The 19,619-nt window shown below is 68.5% G+C and carries 18 protein-coding genes and 1 pseudogene; 8 read left to right on the top strand and 11 right to left on the bottom strand.

Going from position 1 to position 19,619, the window contains the following annotated elements:
• Window positions 1-317: 317 nt before the first annotated feature.
• Entirely contained in the window at window positions 318-2,012 is a 1,695-nt protein-coding gene (locus tag V7053_RS06220; RefSeq protein ID WP_334171401.1) for a GAF domain-containing sensor histidine kinase, read from the top strand.
• 17 nt (window positions 2,013-2,029) lie between these two features.
• Here the strand turns inward: V7053_RS06220 and V7053_RS06225 are convergent, their stop codons facing one another.
• Window positions 2,030-2,698: a response regulator transcription factor gene (locus V7053_RS06225; protein WP_334171402.1), complete on the bottom strand. Its 669-nt coding sequence runs from the start codon at window positions 2,696-2,698 to the stop codon at window positions 2,030-2,032.
• 425 nt (window positions 2,699-3,123) lie between these two features.
• Between V7053_RS06225 and V7053_RS06230 the strand changes: the two genes are divergently transcribed.
• Window positions 3,124-3,654 carry a hypothetical protein gene (locus tag V7053_RS06230; protein WP_334171403.1) on the top strand — a complete coding sequence of 177 codons (531 nt, stop codon included), beginning with the start codon at window positions 3,124-3,126 and terminating at the stop codon, window positions 3,652-3,654.
• Window positions 3,655-3,724: 70 nt separating this feature from the next.
• On the opposite strand, the gene V7053_RS06235 is transcribed toward V7053_RS06230, so the two are convergent.
• The 4 genes and pseudogenes from V7053_RS06235 to V7053_RS06250 form a co-directional block, all read right to left on the bottom strand.
• Window positions 3,725-3,961: a hypothetical protein gene (locus V7053_RS06235; protein WP_334171404.1), complete on the bottom strand. Its 237-nt coding sequence runs from the start codon at window positions 3,959-3,961 to the stop codon at window positions 3,725-3,727.
• Entirely contained in the window at window positions 3,954-4,406 is a 453-nt protein-coding gene (locus tag V7053_RS06240) for a hypothetical protein (RefSeq protein WP_334171405.1), read from the bottom strand. The genes V7053_RS06235 and V7053_RS06240 overlap by 8 nt, the downstream gene beginning before the upstream one ends.
• A 72-nt stretch (window positions 4,407-4,478) precedes the next feature.
• Window positions 4,479-5,936, bottom strand: a complete 1,458-nt coding sequence (locus V7053_RS06245; RefSeq protein ID WP_334171406.1) for a benzaldehyde dehydrogenase — start codon at window positions 5,934-5,936, stop codon at window positions 4,479-4,481.
• Between the two features lie 402 nt (window positions 5,937-6,338).
• Window positions 6,339-6,464, bottom strand: a pseudogene (locus tag V7053_RS06250) (3-oxoadipate CoA-transferase); the annotation flags it as partial.
• Window positions 6,465-6,580: 116 nt separating this feature from the next.
• Here V7053_RS06250 and V7053_RS06255 point away from each other — a divergent pair.
• Together V7053_RS06255 and V7053_RS06260 are read left to right on the top strand one after the other, a co-directional pair.
• Complete coding sequence (locus tag V7053_RS06255; RefSeq protein ID WP_334171407.1) at window positions 6,581-7,612, top strand: aldo/keto reductase family protein; 1,032 nt, start codon at window positions 6,581-6,583, stop codon at window positions 7,610-7,612.
• Window positions 7,613-7,830: 218 nt separating this feature from the next.
• Entirely contained in the window at window positions 7,831-9,729 is a 1,899-nt protein-coding gene (locus tag V7053_RS06260) for an FAD-binding monooxygenase (protein WP_334171408.1), read from the top strand.
• On the opposite strand, the gene V7053_RS06265 is transcribed toward V7053_RS06260, so the two are convergent.
• Genes V7053_RS06265 through V7053_RS06275 form a run of 3 tightly spaced genes read right to left on the bottom strand, consistent with a single transcriptional unit; the run spans window position 9,726 to window position 12,787 of the window.
• The gene (locus V7053_RS06265) at window positions 9,726-10,517 is read right to left on the bottom strand and encodes a carbon-nitrogen hydrolase family protein (protein WP_334171409.1); all 792 of its coding nucleotides are present in this window, start codon (window positions 10,515-10,517) and stop codon (window positions 9,726-9,728) included. The genes V7053_RS06260 and V7053_RS06265 overlap by 4 nt on opposite strands.
• Before the next feature lie 18 nt (window positions 10,518-10,535).
• Window positions 10,536-11,882, bottom strand: a complete 1,347-nt coding sequence (locus V7053_RS06270) for an APC family permease (RefSeq protein ID WP_334171410.1) — start codon at window positions 11,880-11,882, stop codon at window positions 10,536-10,538.
• Window positions 11,879-12,787 (bottom strand): carbon-nitrogen hydrolase family protein, encoded by a 909-nt coding sequence (locus V7053_RS06275; RefSeq protein ID WP_334171411.1) that lies wholly within the window; start codon window positions 12,785-12,787, stop codon window positions 11,879-11,881. Before V7053_RS06275 ends, V7053_RS06270 begins: the two co-directional genes overlap by 4 nt.
• 95 nt (window positions 12,788-12,882) lie before the next feature.
• On the opposite strand from V7053_RS06275, the gene V7053_RS06280 reads away from it, so the two are divergent.
• A complete protein-coding gene (locus V7053_RS06280; RefSeq protein ID WP_334171412.1) occupies window positions 12,883-13,650 on the top strand; it encodes a FadR/GntR family transcriptional regulator in 768 nt (255 codons plus the stop codon).
• A 121-nt stretch (window positions 13,651-13,771) separates the two neighbouring features.
• Window positions 13,772-14,242: a hypothetical protein gene (locus tag V7053_RS06285; protein WP_334171413.1), complete on the top strand. Its 471-nt coding sequence runs from the start codon at window positions 13,772-13,774 to the stop codon at window positions 14,240-14,242.
• 33 nt (window positions 14,243-14,275) lie between these two features.
• On the opposite strand, the gene V7053_RS06290 is transcribed toward V7053_RS06285, so the two are convergent.
• From V7053_RS06290 to V7053_RS06300, 3 genes are all read right to left on the bottom strand, one after another.
• Complete coding sequence (locus V7053_RS06290) at window positions 14,276-15,307, bottom strand: aldo/keto reductase (protein ID WP_334171414.1); 1,032 nt, start codon at window positions 15,305-15,307, stop codon at window positions 14,276-14,278.
• A gap of 43 nt (window positions 15,308-15,350) precedes the next feature.
• Window positions 15,351-16,052 carry a type IV toxin-antitoxin system AbiEi family antitoxin domain-containing protein gene (locus V7053_RS06295; RefSeq protein ID WP_334171415.1) on the bottom strand — a complete coding sequence of 234 codons (702 nt, stop codon included), beginning with the start codon at window positions 16,050-16,052 and terminating at the stop codon, window positions 15,351-15,353.
• Window positions 16,053-16,338: 286 nt separating this feature from the next.
• Window positions 16,339-17,220, bottom strand: a complete 882-nt coding sequence (locus V7053_RS06300) for a helix-turn-helix transcriptional regulator (RefSeq protein WP_334171416.1) — start codon at window positions 17,218-17,220, stop codon at window positions 16,339-16,341.
• A gap of 179 nt (window positions 17,221-17,399) precedes the next feature.
• Here V7053_RS06300 and V7053_RS06305 point away from each other — a divergent pair, with 179 nt between their 5' ends.
• Complete coding sequence (locus V7053_RS06305; protein ID WP_334171417.1) at window positions 17,400-18,383, top strand: aldo/keto reductase; 984 nt, start codon at window positions 17,400-17,402, stop codon at window positions 18,381-18,383.
• The gene (locus V7053_RS06310) at window positions 18,383-19,588 is read left to right on the top strand and encodes an MFS transporter (protein ID WP_334171418.1); all 1,206 of its coding nucleotides are present in this window, start codon (window positions 18,383-18,385) and stop codon (window positions 19,586-19,588) included. The genes V7053_RS06305 and V7053_RS06310 overlap by 1 nt, the downstream gene beginning before the upstream one ends.
• Window positions 19,589-19,619: the final 31 nt, after the last annotated feature.

The raw sequence follows: 19,619 nt of genomic DNA on the forward strand, positions 1-19,619 counted from the left end.
GGAAGGCCAGACCTCTCACTCTGCTCCCCCGACCGCTCCGAATGCAAGCCATGGCCTCACTTAGTCCAATCGGTTGAAATCTGAAGCGTTCCTCTTCCCGCGGATGCCCCCGTCGTCCAGACTGGTCTTGTTCCGTTCGTACACCGAGGATCGAAAGCAACGGCCGCAGGGCCACCCAGTGAAGCAGCCGCCGGGGCAGTTGCCGGACGTCCAGACGCCCCACCAGCGCCTGCTTTCGTCAGAAGAGCTGAGCCGATCCGTTCCGGCGCAGCTCCTCGCGGCGAGAGCTGACAACTTCATCATCGGAGGTTGCTCCCATGCCGGACCGTCTACCTCGCCGTCTTCAAGGCCTGCTCCGTGAATTCGTTTCCCGCGCCGAGGAGCTCATGCGCTTGCAGGAGCACATGAACGGGCTCCTCTCTGCCGTCGTCTCGATCGCGGAGGATCTGGCCCTCCAATCCGTCCTCGAACGCGTCGTCGAATCCGCGCGGGCACTGGTCGGCGCACGGTACGGTGCCCTCGGCGTCATCGAGGGCCACAGGCTGAGCCATTTCGTGACGGCGGGCGCCGACGAGGAAACCGCCCAGCTTCTGCGCGAGCTCACGGCAGGGGACGGCCCCCTCGGAGAGCTCCTGCGCAACCCTCGGCCGCTCCGCCTCCACGATCTCCGCGACCTTCCCATCTCGGCCGCCTTCCCGGCTGACAACCCGCCGCTGCACACTCTTCTGGAGGTCCCGATCCGGGTTCGGGACTCAGCCTTCGGAAACCTGTACCTGACCGAGAAGGAGGACGGCGAGGACTTCTCGATCGAGGACGAGGAGCTCGCGGCGGCCTTCGCTGCTGCCGCGGGCGTCGCAATCCAGAACGCGCGGCTCTACGACGACAGCCGACGCCGGCAACGCTGGCTCGAGGCGAGCATGGAGGCCAGCACGACCCTCATCGCATTGGGCGGCTCGGCCTCAGACGCCGATGCTCTCGTCGACGACCTTGACGCCTCCGCCGACCTCGACCTGGTTGCGGAGCGGGCCCTCCATGCCAGCGAGTCAGTGCTCGCGGTCATTGCCCGGCCTGCCGAGGAACGGCTCGAGGTCCGCACCGCCGTCGGCGCCACAGCCCTGATCGCGGGGGAAGACCTCCCCTTCTCGCCCGCCCTGCAGCAAGTCGACGAACAAGGCAGACCCGCCTTCATCGAGCACCCCGAGGAGGTCTTCGGACCGGAAGCCGCGGACAAGCTCGGCGCGATCCTCGCGGTGCCGCTCGGCCATAGCGGGATCGGGAACAGACTGCTCATCCTGGCCCGCTCCGAGGGCACCGGCCCCTACCCGCCGTCGGACCTCGAGTCCTCCACGGTGTTCGGCTCCCACGTCGGGCTCGCACTGGACCTCAACCGGGCGAATCGTCAGCGGGAGCACGCACTGCTCTCCGTCGACCGGGACCGCATTGCGCAGGACCTCCACGACCTTGTCATCCAGCGGCTCTTCGCCGCCGGCCTGAGTGTGCAGAACCTGCGGCGCTTCACGACCGATCCCACGGCTGAGGCCCGCATCACCAAGGTCACCGAGGAGCTGGACGAGACTATCCGAGAACTGCGGAACACGATCTACTCTCTCCGGACCGAGGAGGAGGCGGAGGAATCCTTCTCGCGGACCCTCCTGAACACGGTGCGGGAGGGCCTGCTCAACTCGCCGATCCGCCCCCGCATCAGTGTGGCGGGCCGAATCGATGACGTTCCCGGGCCGATAGCCCGGCAGCTCCTCGCCGTCGTCTCCGAGGCCGTGAGCAATGCGGTGCGGCACTCGGGGGCCCAGGGAGTCAGCGTCTCGGTGACGAGCGACGACGCCTCGCTCGAGGTAGTCATCGAGGACGACGGCCGCGGATTCGCCGATCCCGAGCGCCTGAGCGGGCTCGCGAACATCGAGCACCGCGCCGAGACGCTCGGCGGGACCAGCGTGTTCGAGAGCACGCCGGGCGAAGGGACGAGGATCACCTGGCGCGTCCCTCTGCCGGAATAGCGCTTGCCGAAGAGGGCCTACGCGTGCCCGGCCTGGGCCAGATACAGGGCCGCCTGCGTCCGCCGCTCGAACCCGAGCTTGGCGAGCAAGGAGGAGACGTAGTTCTTGACCGTCTTCTCCGCCAGCCGGAGCTCCTCGCCGATCTGGCGGTTCGTCAGGCCATGGCCGATGAGTTCGAGGACGCGGCGCTCCTGAGGACTCAGGACGTCGAGCCGCGGATCAGTCGTGGCTCGGGCCACGATTCCCTTCAGTGCTGCATCACGGAGGATGGGGTCGAAGAGCGATTCACCCTTGGCTGCACGACGAATGGCGTTGGCGAGGTCGTGGCTGCGGATCTGCTTGAGCACATAGCCGGAAGATCCCGCGAGGATCGCGGCGCGGAGGGCCTGGTCGTCGTCGTAGCTCGTGAGGATGAGGCAGCGGATCCGCGGATCCACGGAGCGAACCTCCCGGCAGACCTCGATCCCAGTGCCGTCGGACAGGCGCCCGTCCAGCACGGCGACGTCGGGCCTCAGTGCCGGGATGCGGCGTGCGGCCTCGTGGGCGGAATCGCTTTCGCCCACGATGTCCATCCCCTCGTGCTCGAGCAGGTCGCGGAGACCCTGACGCACGAGCTCGTGGTCGTCGAGGATGAACACGCGGATCGCGTCGACGCGCGTTTCCTCCACTGCAGTTGGCGTTGTCATGCCGAGACCGTCTCCCATCGCTTCAATGCCTCCCCCTACTTCCCGAGCCCCCACTCGTGGCTGCGCGGACAGCGGACCCTCAGGCCCTTTGTCCGAGCAGCAAGCTCTCAGTCTGCGGCCGGCGCGGCCCGGGCGCTAGGGACCAAAGTCGGTGGTCGGCCGTCGTCGTGCGCTCGGACGCAGGCTCCGCCACGCCGAAATTAACCTCAATGAGGCCGAATAGGGACTTTCAGCCCTATAGTGCCGCGCGTCACATGGGGGATCCTACTGGAGGTGCTTTTCCCACGGGTCCTCAGAGCGCGAGGCCGAGGGAGGCACAGTCCGCCCTCGCTGGGGATCAGGCAGCGGTTCCCGCGGACACAGATCGATGTATGTTCTTGGGTCGCACTGCGCACGCAGCACTGCGGCCGTGGAAAGGAGCCGGCATGTTCGCCGACACCCCCGCCACCGTTCGTCCCCGACTCCACGCACTGCCCTCCGAGCCGGAAAGCTCACGATCCCGCGCCCTCCGGGCGCACCCCTCGAACCATCAGCCCTCCCCGGGCTCCCAGCCACAGCCGCCGGTCGACGACGACCTCGTCTCCCGCTGGGACCGACTCCGACTCGTACTGGTCAACCAAGGGCTCAGCGACCGCGAAGCCCGCACAGAAGTGGCCCGCATCGCGGCGGCCGAGGTCTGGGACGAGTTCGCCGAGGAATTGCGGCGGCATCGCGCCGCCGGGCGCCAGTCCGATGCGAACGCACTCGCCGTCGGCCTCCGCTCGATGCAAGGCGTGACGCAGCCGATCCTGCGCCACCCGGGGGACGTCACGGTCGCACGCTCCGCCCTGGGGCGCGCCCGTCGCCGCCTCAGCCACAACGGCAGCCTGCTCGACCGGCTTCAGGAGCGCCCCAACCCGCTGCGGCGCGCCGAGCACGCGTTCCGGATCCTCGAGGCATTTCTGCGGCTCGCCTGATTCCGCGGGGCCAACGGCCCCGCGGCCCACAGGCGGCTCGCGCGGGTGACGACGGAGTCGCCGCGCGGGCTCAGTGTTCCCCCAGATCGTCCGCAACCCGCCGCAGGTCCTGACCCCAACCGACCGACCGGTTCCGACGGGGTGAGGCTGCCTCGAAGTTCGAGAGCGCCTCCGCGATGGACTCCAGGGCGAGCGAGATGTTCGTCTTCACACGGGCGTACCCCTCTTCGGAGCGGGGGTCCGCCGAGGCCCCCTTGAGCAATTCGGCGCCAGCCCGCAGGACCAGCGAGGCTTCGAGCTCATTCATGGGTTCCGCCATCAGCCGCGTAGGCGGCGGCAATCCCAGGCCACGACGCCTCGAACACCGTTCCACCGCCCGGCATCACCATGTAGGCGAAGAACTCCTCGTCGAACGTCACGATCCCCGAGTCGACTGCCTCGAGCTTGGCCCTGATCAGGGAGGACAGCTGCCGCCAGCGTCGGCGCGCCACCTCTTGGGCGGTCCGTGAACCCGGAGGCGTGCCGTCCTGCGCCAGCGGGCTTCCTGCACGGCCCGACGACGGCGCCTCCGAGCCCGGAAGGGACAGCACCAGACGGAAGCGACGGTCGTCGGAGCTGAAGGCGACCGCGGCCTTCCCCTGCTCGGAGGCGCAGCGGAAGCCGTAGGCACCGTGATCGGTGAGCATGACCTGGATCTCCGCTTGAGACGCGGAACAGCTGACGGTGGCACCCCGGACATAATTGCTTGTCATGATTCAGAGTACGCCCGGCTTCACTCGGGCGGGCGGCCACCTCGGGCTCCCGGCGGGTGGCCGGGCATCGGCTCAGAACGGGTACTCCGGCACCTCCGGGCGCATCGTGAGCCACTGGACATCGGTGAACGCCTCGATGTTCGCCGCCGCGCCGCCGAAGCGCGATCCCGTGCCCGAGACGCCCACGCCCCCGAACGGTGCGTTCGCCTCGTCTGAGACCGTCTGCTCGTTGAGGTGCACCTTGCCGGAGCGGACTCGGTCGGCAATCTTCATCGCCATGCCGAGATCGCCGACGATGCCCACGGACAGCCCGTACTCGCTCGCGTTCACCATGCCGACCACCTCGTCGATCGACGAGAATCGCGTGACCGGCGCGACCGGCCCGAAGATCTCCTCGACGAACGCGGGGTTCTCGAGCGAGAGGTCGGCCAGGACGGTCGGGCGGTAGAAGAGCCCCTCGAACGTCCCGCCCGCGGTAAGCCGCCCCCCTTGCACCACGGCATCCTGCACGATGCCGTCGATCTTGTCCCGTTGCCGTTCGTCGATCACGGGGCCGAGCGCCACCTCACCGCTCGCGGGATCGCCCACCGGGAGGTTGTCGGCCTTGGCGGAGAGTTCGGCGACATAGTCGTCGTAGAGGGACTCGTGGACGAAGTGCCGCCCCGTCGTCATGCAGATCTGCCCCTGGTGCATGAAGGAGCCGAACGCGCCGGCCGACGCGGCCTTGGAGAGCTCCGAGCCCGGGAGCACGATGAGGGCGCTGTTGCCGCCGAGCTCAAGGTGGACGCGCTTGAGCAGGCGCCCGCCGAGCGCACCGACTTTGCGGCCGGCCGCCGTCGACCCCGTGAAGGAGATGGTGCGCACCTCGGGGGCCTCGATGACTTCGGCGCCCACGGCGGCGTCGCCGGGGAGGAGCGAGAGGACCCCTGCCGGAAGACCGGCCTCCTCGAAGATCCGCATGAGCGCCACCCCGCCGCAGACCGCCGTGCGTGGATCCGGCTTGAGGAGGACGGCGTTGCCCAGCGCGAGCGCCGGCGCGACCGAGCGAATCGAAAGGACGAGCGGGAAGTTGAACGGCGCGATGACGCCGACGACGCCGGCCGGGCGCCGTCGCGCGAAGGACCAGCGGTCCTCGTCCGAGGGAAGCACCTCTCCGTGGGGATGCGAGGGAAGGGCCGCGGCCTCGTAGGATTCGCTCGCGGCAAGGTGCGTCTCGAGGGCGGCTTTGGGCGGGATGCTGCCCGACTCGCGGACAATCCAGTCTTGGACCTCCGCGGCATGCTCCTCCCACAGCTGGCCCGCGCGGCGCAGGACGGCGGCGCGCTCCTCTGGCCGCGTCGCGGCCCAGTCCCGCTGGACGTCCTCGGCGAGCGTTGCGGCGCGGAGCACGTCATTGCGGCTCGCGATCCCCGCAGAACCGAGGACCTTGCCCGTCGCGGGCTCGACGACGTCCCGCACCAATCCCGTGGAGTCGGTCCAGCCGCCGACGTTGATCCTGCCGCCCCAGAGTTCTGCATCGAGAAGAGCCATGGCGTTCCTCCTGCGCCTCGCGGAATTGTCGGCCTTCGAGTTGGAGAGGGTCCGACCCGCCTTAATCCAACAAGTGCCGGGCAGGGAAGGGAAGGGGCGAGAAGGGACGGCCTACGCCACCCCTGCCGCGCGCGCGGCGTCGGCGATCCCGGCCGCGGCCTTCCGCAGCTCGGGGACGAGCCGCTGAACCTGTGCCTCCCGGTCCTCCTCGCCGTCGAGCCTTGCCGAGAGCCCGAGGTTGATCGCCGCGAGAGTGCGCCCTTCTCCTGCTGCTCTGTGTCGCGCTCCTGGTGCTCTGTGTCGCGCCCAGACCGTCCCTCAGAGGCATAACCGTCCCGCACATGCAGCGGTCATGCCCTCTGGGGACGGTCGTAGCCATCGCGACCGTCTCAGCCCGCGAGCCAGCGCGGTCACCGGGATCTTGCCGGCGTTGAGGAGATCGGCGTCGATCTGGTCGCCCCTGGCCTCCGGACCCATGCCGAGCATGCCGTTCTCCGTGTGGAGCGTGATGTTCTGCTCATCAGTGAGGACACCTCGGATGCGAGGCGGTCCCGCCGGCGTTCGATTCGAGGGCGCGTGGCGCAGAGCTTCCGCCTAGGGGGGTCTGACAGTCCCTTCCTCCGACTGCATCACGAGGCGTAGTCATGGAGTCACAGGCACCGACAGATCAGGAGAACATCCCCATGCGCTACCGCAAACTCGGCAGTTCCGACCTCGAAGTCTCGGAGATCTCGCTCGGCTCCTGGCTCACGTTCTCGGGCGGTGTCGAGGCCGAGCAGACGAGAGCCTGCACCGAGGCAGCCTTCGACGCCGGGATCAACTTCTTCGACACCGCGAACGTCTACGGGCGAGGCGCTGCAGAGACGGCGTGGGGTGAGATTCTCTCGAAGCACCCCCGCGATTCCTACATCCTCGCCACGAAGGTGTTCGGCGAGATGTCCGACACCGACTCCGGACTGTCGGGAGAGCAGATCGCGAAGCAGATCGACGCCTCGCTCACCCGCCTGCAGACCGATTATGTGGACCTCTACCAGGCTCACCGCTTCGACGCTTCCGTGCCGATCGAGGAGACGGTCGAGGCGTTCCAGAAGGTCGTCGAGCAGGGCAAGGCACGCTATCTCGGATTCAGCGAATGGACGCCCGAACAGATCCAGGCCGCGATCGACATCGCGGGCCCGGACCTCTTCGTCTCCTCCCAGCCGCAGTATTCGATGCTGTGGCAGGCGCCGGAAGCCGAGGTGTTCCCCCTGTGCGAGGCGAACGGCATCTCCCAGATCGTCTGGTCGCCGCTCGCGCAGGGCGTCCTGACGGGCAAGTACAAGCCCGGGCAGCCGATCCCCTCGGACAGCCGGTTCGCGAGCGAGACGATGAACGTCTCGAAGGACCGCCTCATCACCGAGCCGATCCTCGAGGCCGTCCAGCGGCTCGTGCCCATCGCCGAAGGCTCTGGGATGAACCTTCCCACGATGGCGCTCGCGTGGGTCCTGCGGCGGAGCGAGCTCGCCTCCGCGATCACCGGCGCGTCGCGCCCCGAGCAGGTCCATGCCAACGCGTCGGCGTCGGGGGTCGAACTCAGCGGGGACGTGCTCAGGGCCATCGACGAGGCGCTCGGGGACGTCGCAGTCAAGGGTCCCGCGCTGGCGCCGAACGCGCAGACGGGCGTGAAGCACCGGTAGCAGACCCACGGGGAGGACGACGACGGCAGGCGAGTGCCGGCGTCGTCCTCCTTTTCGTTTAAACGGCTCGCATCCAAGGGCTCTCATCCCAAGGCCTTGAACAGAAGGCCTTGAACAGAAGGAGGTGTGAGCCCTACCATAGGTGAGCGATATTAGAACTTCGTGTTCCATTATAGAACGCCGAGTTTGGACTAGCCACAACGAAGTGAGGAAAGCCCGTGCAGTTCCACCACCACGGATACGTCTCCGGTGACCCGCGTATTCAGCCCGCCGCCGGCGTCGGCATCGATCGGCCCGAAGAGCTACCGGACGAGGTCGACGTTCTCATCGTGGGCACGGGCCCGGCCGGCATGATCACCGCCGCCCAGCTGTCCCAGTTCCCGGACATCACGACCCGCATCGTCGAGCGCCGTGGAGGGCGGCTCGCCATCGGCCAGGCGGACGGCATCCAGGCACGCAGCGTCGAGACCTTCCAGGCCTTCGGCTTCGCCGAGCGGATCATCGCCGAGGCCTACCGCATCACCGAGATGGCCTTCTGGAAGCCGGACCCCGCGGATCCGTCGCGCATCGTCCGCGGCGGTCGAGCGGTCGACGACGAGATGGGCATCAGCGAATTCCCGCACCTCATCGTCAACCAGGCCCGAGTGCTCGACTACTTCGCCGACGTCATGGCCAACTCGCCCACCAGGATGAAGCCGGACTACGGTCTCGAGTTCCGTGGCCTGAGTGTCGACGACGGAAGCGAGTACCCCGTCAAGGTCACCCTTGCCCACACGGTGGGCGAGCGCGAAGGCCAGGAGCGCACCGTGCGTGCCAAGTACGTGGTCGGCGCGGACGGCGCCCGCAGCCGGGTCCGGCAGTCGATCGGCTGCACGCTCGCGGGCGATCAGGCCAACCATGCGTGGGGAGTCATGGACGTCCTCGCCGTCACGGACTTTCCCGACATCCGCGAGAAGTGCGCCATCCAGGCTGAGAGCGGCAGCATCCTGCTGATCCCCCGCGAGGGCGGCCACCTCTTCCGCATGTACGTGGATCTGGGCGAAGTAGCCGCGGACGACCACGGCGCTGTCCGCCAGACGACGATCGAGCAGATCATCGCCAAGGCGAACGAGATCATGCACCCCTACACCGTGGAGGTGCGCAACGTCGCGTGGCACAGCGTGTACGAGGTGGGCCACCGTCTCACGGACCGGTTCGACGACGTCCTCCCCGAGCACCTCGGCACACGCACCCCCCGCGTCTTCATCACCGGGGATGCATGCCATACCCACAGCGCCAAGGCCGGCCAGGGAATGAACGTCTCGATGCAGGACGGGTTCAACCTCGGCTGGAAGCTCGGCCACGTGCTCGAGGGCCGCAGCCCGGAGACCCTCCTCTCGACCTATTCCGCCGAGCGCCAGGTCATCGCGAAGAACCTGATCGACTTCGACAAGGAGTGGTCCACGCTCATGGCGAAGAAGCCCGAAGAGTTCGAGAATCCTTCGGAACTCGAGGACTTCTACGTTCGCACCGCGGAGTTCCCGGCGGGCTTCATGACCCAGTACGCGCCGTCCATGCTCATTGCGGAGGCATCGCACCAGGATCTCGCCACGGGGTTCCCGATCGGCAAGCGCTTCAAGTCGGCCCCGGTCGTCCGGGTCTGCGACACCAACCCGCTGCAGCTCGGCCACCAGGCGAGCGCTGACGGCCGGTGGCGCATCTACGTCTTCGCGGACTCCGCCCCCGCAGGCGCCCCGTCACCCGTTGCGGAATTCGCGGAATGGCTCCAGAGCTCGCCCGACTCGCCGCTTGCCGCGACGCCGGCCGGCGCGGATCAGGATGCCTGGTTCGACGTCAAGGTGATCTACCAGCAGGACCACACGGGCGTCGACGTCAACGCCGTGCCCGCGGTCTTCAAGCCGCAAGTCGGTCCCTTCAGGCTCACCTACCTCGAGAAGGTCTACGGGACCGACCCGAAGGCCGACATCTTCGATATCCGCCGGATCGACCGCGGGGGCGTCGTCGTCGTCGTCCGGCCGGACCAGTACGTGGCGAACGTCCTGCCACTCGCCGCCACGGCCGAGCTGGGCGCGTTCTTCGCGCCCATCCTCAGCGCACGGAAGCCGGAGACGGTCTAGCCTCCGGCCGCAAGCCGTCGTTGCCCGGCGAGCGGGAATTCCCTGCGCGTCGAACCGATCCGGTCGAGGTCTAGGTCGGCGACGACGAGCCCTGGGACCGAGCCGAGCTGTGCGAGCACGGCCCCCTGCGGATCGACGACCAGGCTGTTGCCGATCGAGACCGGTGGCGCCTGGCAGGCACCGGCCACGAACACCGCGTTGTCGATCGCGCGGGCCGCGGCGAGCGTCCGCCACTGTTCCGTCTTGAGCTCGCCGGGCACCCAGGAGGCACCGAGCGCGAGCACTTCGGCGCCAGCCCCGCACAACGCGGCCGGGAGCTCCGAGAACCGCAGGTCGTAGCACGTCATAAGCCCGACGACGGTGCCGCCAGCCCTGAACGTGACGGGCTCGGCGTTCGGGGCCGGAGAGATGAAGTCCGATTCTCGCTGCCCCTGCGCATCGAACAGGTGGATCTTGCGGTAGGCGGCGGCCAGCGTCCCGTCAGGGGAGAAGGCAGCGAGGGTGTTGTAGGGCCGGAGCGGGTCGGGGCTGGCCTCCACCACTCCCGCCACGAGCGTGACGCCGTGGCGGTGAGCGATGGAGGCCAGCTTCGTGCATACCGAACCGTCAAGCGGCTGGGCGGCACGGGCAAACGACTCGTCGAGCCGCTTCTTCTCGTAGGTCGCGTATTCCGGGAACAGCACGAGCTCCGCGCTGGCCTCTGCAGCCTCTGCCGTCAGCTGGGCGATCGCGGCGAGGTTCGCCGCGACGTCGTCGGTGGAGGCAGGTTGGGCAACGGCGACACGCACGCTGTGCGTCCTTTCGAATCAGACGAGTGCTGCTTCAGCAGTCTGCATCTCGGGCGGCGCCTTGCGGAAACCGCGCGTGATCGTGGCAAGCACGACGATGCCGACCGCGAGCCACGAGAGACCGAGCGTCAGGGCGTTCGAGTCGAGCTGCGAGAGCAGGTACGCGCAGATGATCGCTCCGATGGCCGGCACCACAAGATAGCTCACGCGGTTGAGCCGTGCGCCGCGCTTGGTCTCGCGCACGTAGTGGAAGACCACCGAGACGTTCACGAGCGTGAAGGCGGTGAACGCGCCGAAGTTGATGAACGACGTCGAGGTTGAGACGTCGAGGAACATCGCGATGAGACCGACCGCACCCGTGATGGCAATGTTCGTGACGGGCGTGCGGAAGCGCGGGCTGAGGCGGCCGAACACCCTCTTCGGCAGAACCGAGTCCCGGCCCATCGCGTACATGAGCCGGGACGCGCTCGCCTGGGCCGCGATGCCGGAGGCGAACTGGGCGACGACCAGCCCTGCGAGGAACACGGCGGCGAAGAGGTTTCCTCCGATCTGGACGGCGAGCTCGGTGGCCGCGGAATCAACATTGGCGAAATCGCCACCCGGATGGACGAGCTGGGCGACGTACGAGACGACGATGAAGATGCCGCCTCCGATGAGCGCGACGAGCATGATCGCCCGCGGGACCGTCTTCTGCGGCTCGAACGTCTCCTCCGTGAGCGTCGTGACCGCGTCGAAGCCGAGGAATGAGTAGGCCGCGATCGCGGCTCCTGCCGTGATGGGCCCGAAGCCCGTGCCCGGGTTCGCGAACGGCGTCGCGCTGAAGAGGCTTCCGGAGCCGTGCGGGCCCATGATCGATCCGATGGACAGCACGACGAACAGGAGGATGACGAGCAGCTGGAACGCCATGAGAAGGAAGTTGGCCTTGTCTGCGACCTTGATGCCGAGCACGTTGAGCAGCGTGGTCAGGACGATATAGGAGATGATCCACACCGGCATCGGCACGGTGGGGAACGCCGAGCCGAGGTACGAGGCGCCGATGAGCCAGATGACCATGGGAAGGAAGACGTAGTCCAGGAGCATGGCCCAGCCCACGAGGAAGCCGACGCGAGAGTCGATCGTCTTCCTCACGTAGGTGTACGCCGAGCCGGCGACCGGGTGGGCGACCGACATGCGACCGTAGCTGTGCGCCGTGAACAGCATCGCGACGAGGGCGACCAGATACGCCGAGGGGGTCGCCCCGCCCGTCGTCTGCGCGATCACGCCGAAGATGCCGAGGACAATGAGCGGCGCAAGGTACGCCAGCCCGAAGAGGACGAGCGACGGCAGCCGCAGCGTCCGAGTGAGGGTTGCCGATGAATCGGTCATGGAGTGCTCCTGATGGGGGCGGGAGCCACGTCGACGTGGCCGGTGGATTCGGAGGGGGAAGTCGCGGGCTGCCAGGTTGCCGGGTCGATTCGGCCCTGGTAGACGGGAAGCGGGATCGCAGGTTCGCCGGGGCGGAATTGCGACCACATGCGGTTCACGCCAGCCGTGCCGTGGGTGCGCACGCGTGCGACGGCAGCGAGGTCGAGGTCCGCTGCGAGAAGCGCGGGCGCGGCGTCGGGAGCCTCAGCGAGGGCCTCTCCCTCGGGGTCCACGATGATGCTGCGGCCCATCCCGGTCGGTCCGGCGCAATTGACACTCACGACGAAGACCTGGTTGACGATCGCGTTTGCCCGGGCGAGCACGAGCTCCTGCGCCCGGTCCGCCGTCGTCGTCTTGACGACGTTGAGGATGACTTCCGCGCCCATCCAGGCAAGCTGTCGGGTCGTCTCCGGGAACCAGGCGTCGTAGCAGATGTTGAGCCCAACTCGGCCGAGGCCGTCGAGGTCGACGACGACGAAACGGTTGCCGGGTTCGTACGGCTCGTGGGGGCGCCAGGGAAAGATCTTCCGGTAGCTGCCAGCGAGCCTGCCCTCGGGGGAGAGGACGATCTGCGTGTTGAACAGCTCACCGTGCGGCCCGAGTTCGCAGACGCTGCCGGGGACGAGCCAGACCCCGAGCTCAAGCGCGAGTGCGCTCAAGGCCTCGACGCGTGGCCCGTCCAGAGGTTCGGCCGCTCCGCGAAGGGCCCCCTCTCGCTGGAGGTCGGGAACGCCGTCCCCGAACAGGTGCAGCTCGGGGAAGACGACGAGCCGGGCCTCGGGGTGGCGCTCGAGGGCGCGCCGGGCTTCGTCTGCGAAGCCGGCGACCGGTGCGCCGATGAGCTGCGGCCGCGCCTGTGCGGCCACAAGGGGAAGAAGACGTTGCAAGGTAGACCTCGTCTTTCGGTGTGACGTCAGCCATAATAGATCAAGCTGAACCATTAAAGGAACAGGAGCTTGGGATGACCCACGCCGATGCGGAGTCAGAGCTTTCAAGCACCCGGAATGAACACGGGGGCCCACTGATCGAGGATGCGGCGCTCTCGGGCATCGGGAGGCGCAGCGCCATTGACGCGGTCCGGATGAGGATCGGCATGGCCATCCGTCTCGGGCTGCTCAGCCCCGGCGAGCGGCTGCCGGACAAGGACGACGTCGCGCTGGGCCTTTCGGTGAGCCCCATGACCGCGCGGCGCGCGCTCGCCTCGCTCGCAGACGACGGCGTGGTCGTCCGGCTGCGGGGACGAGGCGGCGGAACCTTCGTCGCCGAGGAGCCGCCGGCCGACGTCCTCCGCGGACTCACCATGCCGGCCTCGGAGTTCCAGCAGATCCATCGGCTCATCGACCGACGCATGCTCTTGGAGAGCGCTGTCGGACACTTCGCGGCACTGAATGCGACCGGAGAGCAGCTCGCCGGCCTCGAAAGGCTCACCGCGCACATGGCCGCGACAACCGGCTGGTCCGAGTACCACCAGTACGACGCCGCATTCCATGAACTCGTGGGACAGGCGTCCGGCCTCGGAACGGCCATCGAGGAGTACCGGCAGTCGTTGGACGAGCTGTACGCCTTCTTCGTCCCCTACCCGATCGATGAGCTTCACGTCGCCAACCGCGACCACGCGGCGCTGACCGCGGCGCTCAGGGAGGGCGACGTCGTCGCCGCGGCGGCAATCTCCAAGAAGCATGTTGAGACGCTCCACCGGACGATGGTGGTGGGGCTGCTCAGCGAGTGATGTGACTTCGCCGCACAAGACGCAGCGTGCGAGAATGCGGCCCGTGCGCCACGGCTATCGATCCGACGCTGCGGCCGCCAAGAGGCCCTCCGGGCGAAGGCGGCTCCGTCGGCGCGCCAGAATGCGGCGCAGGCTCCTCCTGGGGCTGGGCCTCGCCGCCGTCCTGCTCTCCTTCGGGGCCGTCCTCTGGGGCAGCACTCTCCCCCACTCCGGCTTCAGAACGAGCGCCGCCGTACCCTCGCCGTCGGCTGATGGCGGGGCGCGCTCGAGCGAGGTCCCACCCGCGTCGCCCTCGCCCCTAGAGATCACGGCGTCGGCGGCCCCTTCAGCGAGTGTCGCGACGCCCGTGCCTGGCTCGCCGCCGAGCACGGTCGCGGCCGCCCCGGGAACGGCTCAGGCCCCGCGTGTGCCCGGATTGCAGCAGACAGCCGCGGCCGCTCCCGCCGCGTCGCCTGCTGCTGCCCTCGGCCCCTCGACGTCGCCTGCGACGAGCCCGGCGCCAGAGGCTGCGGCATCCCCGACTGCAACGCCGAGCAAGTACTCCCCGCTCTTCTCGCTCGGCGGCCTCCTCGGCGGGAAGCCGTGCCCTTGACGCACGGCTTCCCACCCCAGCGGGGCGGCTGGCCTAGCGGCCGCCCTCGATCTTGCGGCTGCGCTGCTGGACCGCCTGGTCGCCATAGGGATAGACGTCGAGCTCTGGCTCGCTGACCTTCGTGAGCCGCTCGGTCTCCTCCTGCTCAAGCTGCAGGGCATCGGCCTTGAGGTTGTCCGCGAGCTGCTCGCGCGTCCGCGCCCCGAGGATCACCGAGGTGACCGCGGGCCGGTCCGCGAGCCAGCGCAGCGCGACCTGGGCCGACGAGACACCGTGGGCGTCTGCGATCTCGCGGACAGCGTCGATGATCTCCCACGTCCGGGACTTCGCGTTGCGCGGCTCCCACGCCTCCATCCCGCGTTGAGGGTTCTCGCCGAGCCGCGTAGCACCGGTAGGCGCGGTGTCCCGCCGGTACTTGCCGCTCAGCCAGCCGCCGCCGAGGGGAGACCAGGGCAGGAGGCCGATGCCGGCGTCGAGCGCCGCGGGCACGATCTCGGACTCGATGCCGCGGACGAGCAGGCTGTACTGCGGCTGAAGCGTCACCGGAGGCTCCCAGCCGTGCGCCTTCGCCTCGTAGACGGCCTTCGTGAGCTGCCATCCCAGGAAGTTCGAGAATCCGTAGTAGCCGATCTTGCCCGAGGCGACGGCGTCGTCGAGGAAGCGCAGCGTCTCCTCGATCGGCGTCAGCGGATCCCACGCGTGCATCTGGTACAGGTCGATGTGGTCGACGCCGAGCCGCCGCAGCGACGCGTCGAGCGCCGTGCGCAGGTGCCGTCGGGACGTTCCGAGGTCGTTCGGCCCCTCGCCCATCGGGAACCTGCCCTTGGTGGCGATGACGAGCCGATCGCGGCGCCCCGGGTCCGCGGCGAGCCAGCGACCGATGATCTCCTCCGACGTCCCAGCGGTGTAGACGTCGGCGGTGTCGATGAAGTTGCCTCCTGCGGCGACAAAGTCGTCGAGGATAGCGTGCGACGTCGATTCGTCGGCCTCGTGGCCAAACGTCATGGTGCCGAGGCAGAAAGCTGAGACGACGGCGCCGCTGGCGCCGAGATTGCGGTATTCCATCACGATCCTCCGTGTGAGGTTACTGAGTGGGCCGCGTTCCAGCCTATTCAGTAATCAGACCCGGGAGAAGGCTTTCCCTGTGGAATTCTTCGGCGGAAGCGTGATGATCCCTGCCCGCTGGAAGAGGAGCTTGGCGAGCCCACGGCCGTCTCCGAGGGCGAGCCCGTGGTCTTGCGGCCTGTGGCGCAAGGTACTGCGCGAACTTGTCGGTCGAAGCCAGCTTCTTCTGCCGGACGGCCTCGCGCAGGAGCCGGTCCACGACGGCAAGGGGCGTCCGGTTCGCGAGGAGGTCGGCGACGGTGCGTTCGACCGTGAGCACGGGGACGCGGTCGACGACCGTCACCTCCCCGGGGGTGAGCGCGTCCGCCCGGAGGACGACGCCCGGGAGCCGGGTTCGGCGCCGGTCCGGCACGATGAACTCGTAGCTGCCGGAGCGGATGCTGCCGATTCCGTGCAGGAGGGCCGCACTCTCGCCGGACGCGACCACGGACGGCGCGCCCGTCGCCGTCGTCGGCTCGACCGGAGCGGCGAGCATGAGCCAGCGGGCGACAAGGCCTTCGAGCCGGGGGTCGCCGGCGGGTGCCATCCGGTAGACGCCTTGGGCGACCCGGACGACGGCGCCCAGAGACGCCAGGCGCGACATCTGCTTGCGGCTGATGCCCGCCCTTTCCGCCTGTGCCGTGGTCACGAGTCCCCAGCGGTTGCCCGAGGCTTCAGCGAGACGAGCGATCAGATCCGAGGTCATGTCCATCCTTGCGAGTCCCTGCGCGAAGGGGCCGCGGAACCGGCTGCCCCCCATTCGGCGCTGTCCAGACGGCCGTGCCGCTAGTACTCGCACGTCCAGCCGGAGCCGCGTCCTCAGTGAGACTAGGCTCGGTACGATCGACGTCCGTGGACTCGACCCATGAACTCAGTGGTGCTCGGCCGCCGTCTCCGTCCTGCGCACGGGCGTGCCCCGAGGTGGTACCGCGGAAAGACACATTTGTCTCAGGGTTTGCGGCAAGCGGGGCCTCAGTGTTGGCGCACGCAAGCTACTCCCCCGCAGCGGCCCGGGTGAGTTCCTCGATCCGCTCGGTGGCGGCCCAGCTCGCCAAGAGCTGCAGCGACTCGGCTGACTTCGATCCCGGCTCGGCGGGGTAGACCGTCAGCGTCAGGCCGGGATCCTCCGCAAGTTCCATCGCCTCGAACAGGAGCTCGATGTCTCCGACCACCGGATGATGGAAATGCTTGTTGCCCGAATAATGGCGGCGCACATTATGCGCAGCCCAGCGGGTGCGGAATTCGTCGCTGCGCATCGACAGCTCGCCGATGAGATCCGCGAGGCCCTTGTCATACGGATTGCGGCCCGACTCGGTGCGAAGCATCGCGACGTTGTTGTTGGCCGCAAGATTCCAATCCGGGTAGAAGTCCCGCGCCCGCGGGTCGAGAAAGATGAACCGGGAATGATTCGCCGGGCGGACCGGGTCCGTATAGAGCTGCGAATAGAGGGCCGCGCCCAGACGATTCGTCGCGAGGATGTCCATGCGGCCGTTGCGCACGAAGGCGGGGGCCCCGCTGATCGCGTCCAGCATGAACTGCACGCTAGGGCGCACGCGCTGGCGCACAGCCCGAGGCCTCGTGCGCGAGGAGGCGTTCGCGGCGCGGGCGAGGTCGAAGAGGTGATCGCGCTCGGCCTCGTCGAGCTGGAGCGCTCGGACCAAGGCCTCGAGGACGCTGTCCGAGACCCCGGCGAGATTGCCGCGTTCGAGACGGGTGTAGTAGTCGACACTGACGCCGGCGAGCATCGCGACTTCCTCACGGCGAAGGCCGGGGACCCTTCGATTGCCGCCGAAGATGGTCAGCCCTGCCTTTTCTGGCGTGATCTTCGCGCGGCGCGACGCCAGGAACTCGCGCGCATCCAACCGGTTGTCCATACCTCCAACGCTACGCGGCCGTCCTCGGGGCGAGGGAGGTACTGCCAGAACCGGTATCGGCAGGGCACTCCCTCATCTCCGCGCAAGGGAGTTGCATGGACCCAAGGGAGTTGCACGGACGATGAGTCGGTTTGGCAGCAGGGAATCGGGCAACTAAGCCTGCGGAGAAAGGGACACGCATGGATTACAGGACCGTAGGCGCCACGGGCGTCCAGGTTTCACCGCTCTGCTTCGGCACGATGTCGTTCGGGTCCGAAGCCGATGAGGAGACGTCCGCGGCGATGTACCGCCGGGTTCGGGACGCCGGGATCAACTTCTTCGACACCGCCAACGTCTACGGCGGCGGTCGTTCGGAAGAGATCCTCGGCAAGCTCGCGGTCGGCGAGCGGGACGACATCGTGATCGCGTCCAAGGTCGGCTTCCCCATGAAGGACGACCCCAACGGCCAGGGCCTTTCCCGCCGGCACATCATCCAGTCGGTCGAGGCGAGCCTCACGCGTCTGGGGACGGACAGGCTCGACTTCTACTTCCTCCACACGTTCGATCCGCGCACCCCCATCGAGCAGACCCTCCGCGCGCTCGACGATCTCCAGCAGCAGGGCAAGATCCTGTACCCGGCGGTGAGCAACTGGGCGGCGTGGCAGATCGCGACGGCCCTCGGCATCTCCGCGCGTGAAGGCCTAGCGCGGTTCGAGCTCATCGAGCCGATGTACAACCTCGCGAAGCGCCAGGCGGAGGTCGAGATCCTTCCGCTCGCCCAGGCCGAGAACATGGGCGTGATCACCTACAGCCCCCTCGGCGGCGGCCTCCTCACCGGAAAGTACCGCGGTGGGCAGCGGCCCGAGGGCGGCCGGTTGGTCGAGAACGCGCGCTACGCGGATCGCTATGGCCTCGAGAGCGATCGGACCACTGCGGAGCGCTTCGCGGCCTTCGCGGACGACGCCGGAATCGCGCCCGCAGCGCTCGCCGTCGCCTGGGCCATGGGCCACCCCGGAGTCACCGCACCGATCGTCGGGGCCCGAAACCTCGAACAGCTCGAAGGATCGCTTGCGGCACTCGACGTCGAGATGACGTCCGAGCTCCGGCAGCGGATCTCAGCCCTCTCCCCGGCACCGGCCCCCGCGAACGACAGGACCGAGACCCTCACGGGGAACTGGGCCTGATGAGCCGAACCCAAGCCAAGCCGGGGGCCCAGCAGCCGTCGATGACGCGTGGCCTCACGCTCCTCTTCGCCGTCGCGTCGGGGGCCGCGGTTGCAAACCTCTACTGGGCGCAGCCGCTCCTGGACACCATCGCGGGCCAGCTGCATGCAACCCCCTCGGCCGCCGGCTGGCTCGTCACGTCGACGCAGATCGGCTACGCCCTCGGCATCCTCTTCATCGTCCCGCTCGGCGACGTGCTCGACCGAAGGCGCCTCACCGTGGCGATGATGCTCGTCTCTGCGGTCGTCCTCGTCCTGTGCGCGCTCGCGCCGTCGTTCGTCTTCCTGCTCGCCGCCCTGTGCCTCCTGGGCATCACGACGGTCGCGGGGCAGATCCTCACGCCGCTCGCGGGCGACCTCGCGGACGACGAGCATCGCGGCCACATCGTCGGGACCGTCGTCGCGGGCATCCTCACCGGCATCCTCGCCTCGCGCGCCATCAGCGGTCTCGTTGCCGGGTTCGGCGGATGGCGCGCAGTCTATGCGGCGGCCGCCGTCGCCGTCGTCATCCTCGCCGGGTTCGTGTGGCGGGCGCTCCCGCCGCTGCACCGGAAGGCGCGCGTCGCGTACCCGAAGCTGCTCGCCTCGGTGGTCGGCGTCGTCGTCCGCGAGCGCGCGGTGCGGTGGACGCTCGCGCTCTCGACGACGGGCTTCGCCGCGTTCACCATGTTCTGGACGTCGCTCACGTTCCTGCTTGCGGGGCCGCCGTTCCACTATCCCGTCTCGATCATCGGCCTGTTCGGGCTCGTGGGCATCGCCGGCGCCGTGACCGCCCAGCGGGCCGGCCGGCTCCACGACAAGGGCTGGTCGCTCCCCGTGACGGGAATCGCATGGGTGCTCGTGCTTGCGTCGTTCGTGCTCGCGGCGTTCTCGGGGCAGTCGGTGTGGATGCTCGTCCTCGTCGTGTTCCTCCTCGACGTGGCCATCCAAGGCCAGAACGTGCTCAACCAGACGCGCCTCCTCTCGCTCTCGCACGAGGGCCGCAGCCGTCTCAACACGGCTTATGTGAGCTCGAACTTCATCGGCGGGGCCATCGGCTCAGGCGTCGCGGCGCTCCTGTGGGCCTCGGGCGGATGGACCGGGGTCGCGGTCGCGGGCATCGTCATGAGCTGCTGGGCGCTCGTCGTCTGGGCAATCGGGCGGCGGGGGGCGCTCGTGACCCACTGACCTCCCCTCTGACTTCCGAATCGGCATCCCT

Origin of the sequence: Sinomonas sp. (assembly GCF_036848755.1) — a bacterium.
Taxonomy (GTDB): domain Bacteria; phylum Actinomycetota; class Actinomycetes; order Actinomycetales; family Micrococcaceae; genus Sinomonas.

What these genes read in the sequence shown, in the direction of transcription:
- V7053_RS06220 (WP_334171401.1), top strand. Translation starts at nt 318, where the DNA reads ATGCCGGACCGTCTACCTCGCCGTCTTCAAGGCCTGCTCCGTGAATTC.
- V7053_RS06225 (WP_334171402.1), bottom strand. Translation starts at nt 2,698, where the DNA reads ATGACAACGCCAACTGCAGTGGAGGAAACGCGCGTCGACGCGATCCGC.
- V7053_RS06230 (WP_334171403.1), top strand. Translation starts at nt 3,124, where the DNA reads ATGTTCGCCGACACCCCCGCCACCGTTCGTCCCCGACTCCACGCACTG.
- V7053_RS06235 (WP_334171404.1), bottom strand. Translation starts at nt 3,961, where the DNA reads ATGAATGAGCTCGAAGCCTCGCTGGTCCTGCGGGCTGGCGCCGAATTG.
- V7053_RS06240 (WP_334171405.1), bottom strand. Translation starts at nt 4,406, where the DNA reads ATGACAAGCAATTATGTCCGGGGTGCCACCGTCAGCTGTTCCGCGTCT.
- V7053_RS06245 (WP_334171406.1), bottom strand. Translation starts at nt 5,936, where the DNA reads ATGGCTCTTCTCGATGCAGAACTCTGGGGCGGCAGGATCAACGTCGGC.
- V7053_RS06255 (WP_334171407.1), top strand. Translation starts at nt 6,581, where the DNA reads ATGGAGTCACAGGCACCGACAGATCAGGAGAACATCCCCATGCGCTAC.
- V7053_RS06270 (WP_334171410.1), bottom strand. Translation starts at nt 11,882, where the DNA reads ATGACCGATTCATCGGCAACCCTCACTCGGACGCTGCGGCTGCCGTCG.
- V7053_RS06280 (WP_334171412.1), top strand. Translation starts at nt 12,883, where the DNA reads ATGACCCACGCCGATGCGGAGTCAGAGCTTTCAAGCACCCGGAATGAA.
- V7053_RS06285 (WP_334171413.1), top strand. Translation starts at nt 13,772, where the DNA reads ATGCGGCGCAGGCTCCTCCTGGGGCTGGGCCTCGCCGCCGTCCTGCTC.
- V7053_RS06290 (WP_334171414.1), bottom strand. Translation starts at nt 15,307, where the DNA reads ATGGAATACCGCAATCTCGGCGCCAGCGGCGCCGTCGTCTCAGCTTTC.
- V7053_RS06295 (WP_334171415.1), bottom strand. Translation starts at nt 16,052, where the DNA reads ATGACCTCGGATCTGATCGCTCGTCTCGCTGAAGCCTCGGGCAACCGC.
- V7053_RS06300 (WP_334171416.1), bottom strand. Translation starts at nt 17,220, where the DNA reads ATGGACAACCGGTTGGATGCGCGCGAGTTCCTGGCGTCGCGCCGCGCG.
- V7053_RS06305 (WP_334171417.1), top strand. Translation starts at nt 17,400, where the DNA reads ATGGATTACAGGACCGTAGGCGCCACGGGCGTCCAGGTTTCACCGCTC.
- V7053_RS06310 (WP_334171418.1), top strand. Translation starts at nt 18,383, where the DNA reads ATGAGCCGAACCCAAGCCAAGCCGGGGGCCCAGCAGCCGTCGATGACG.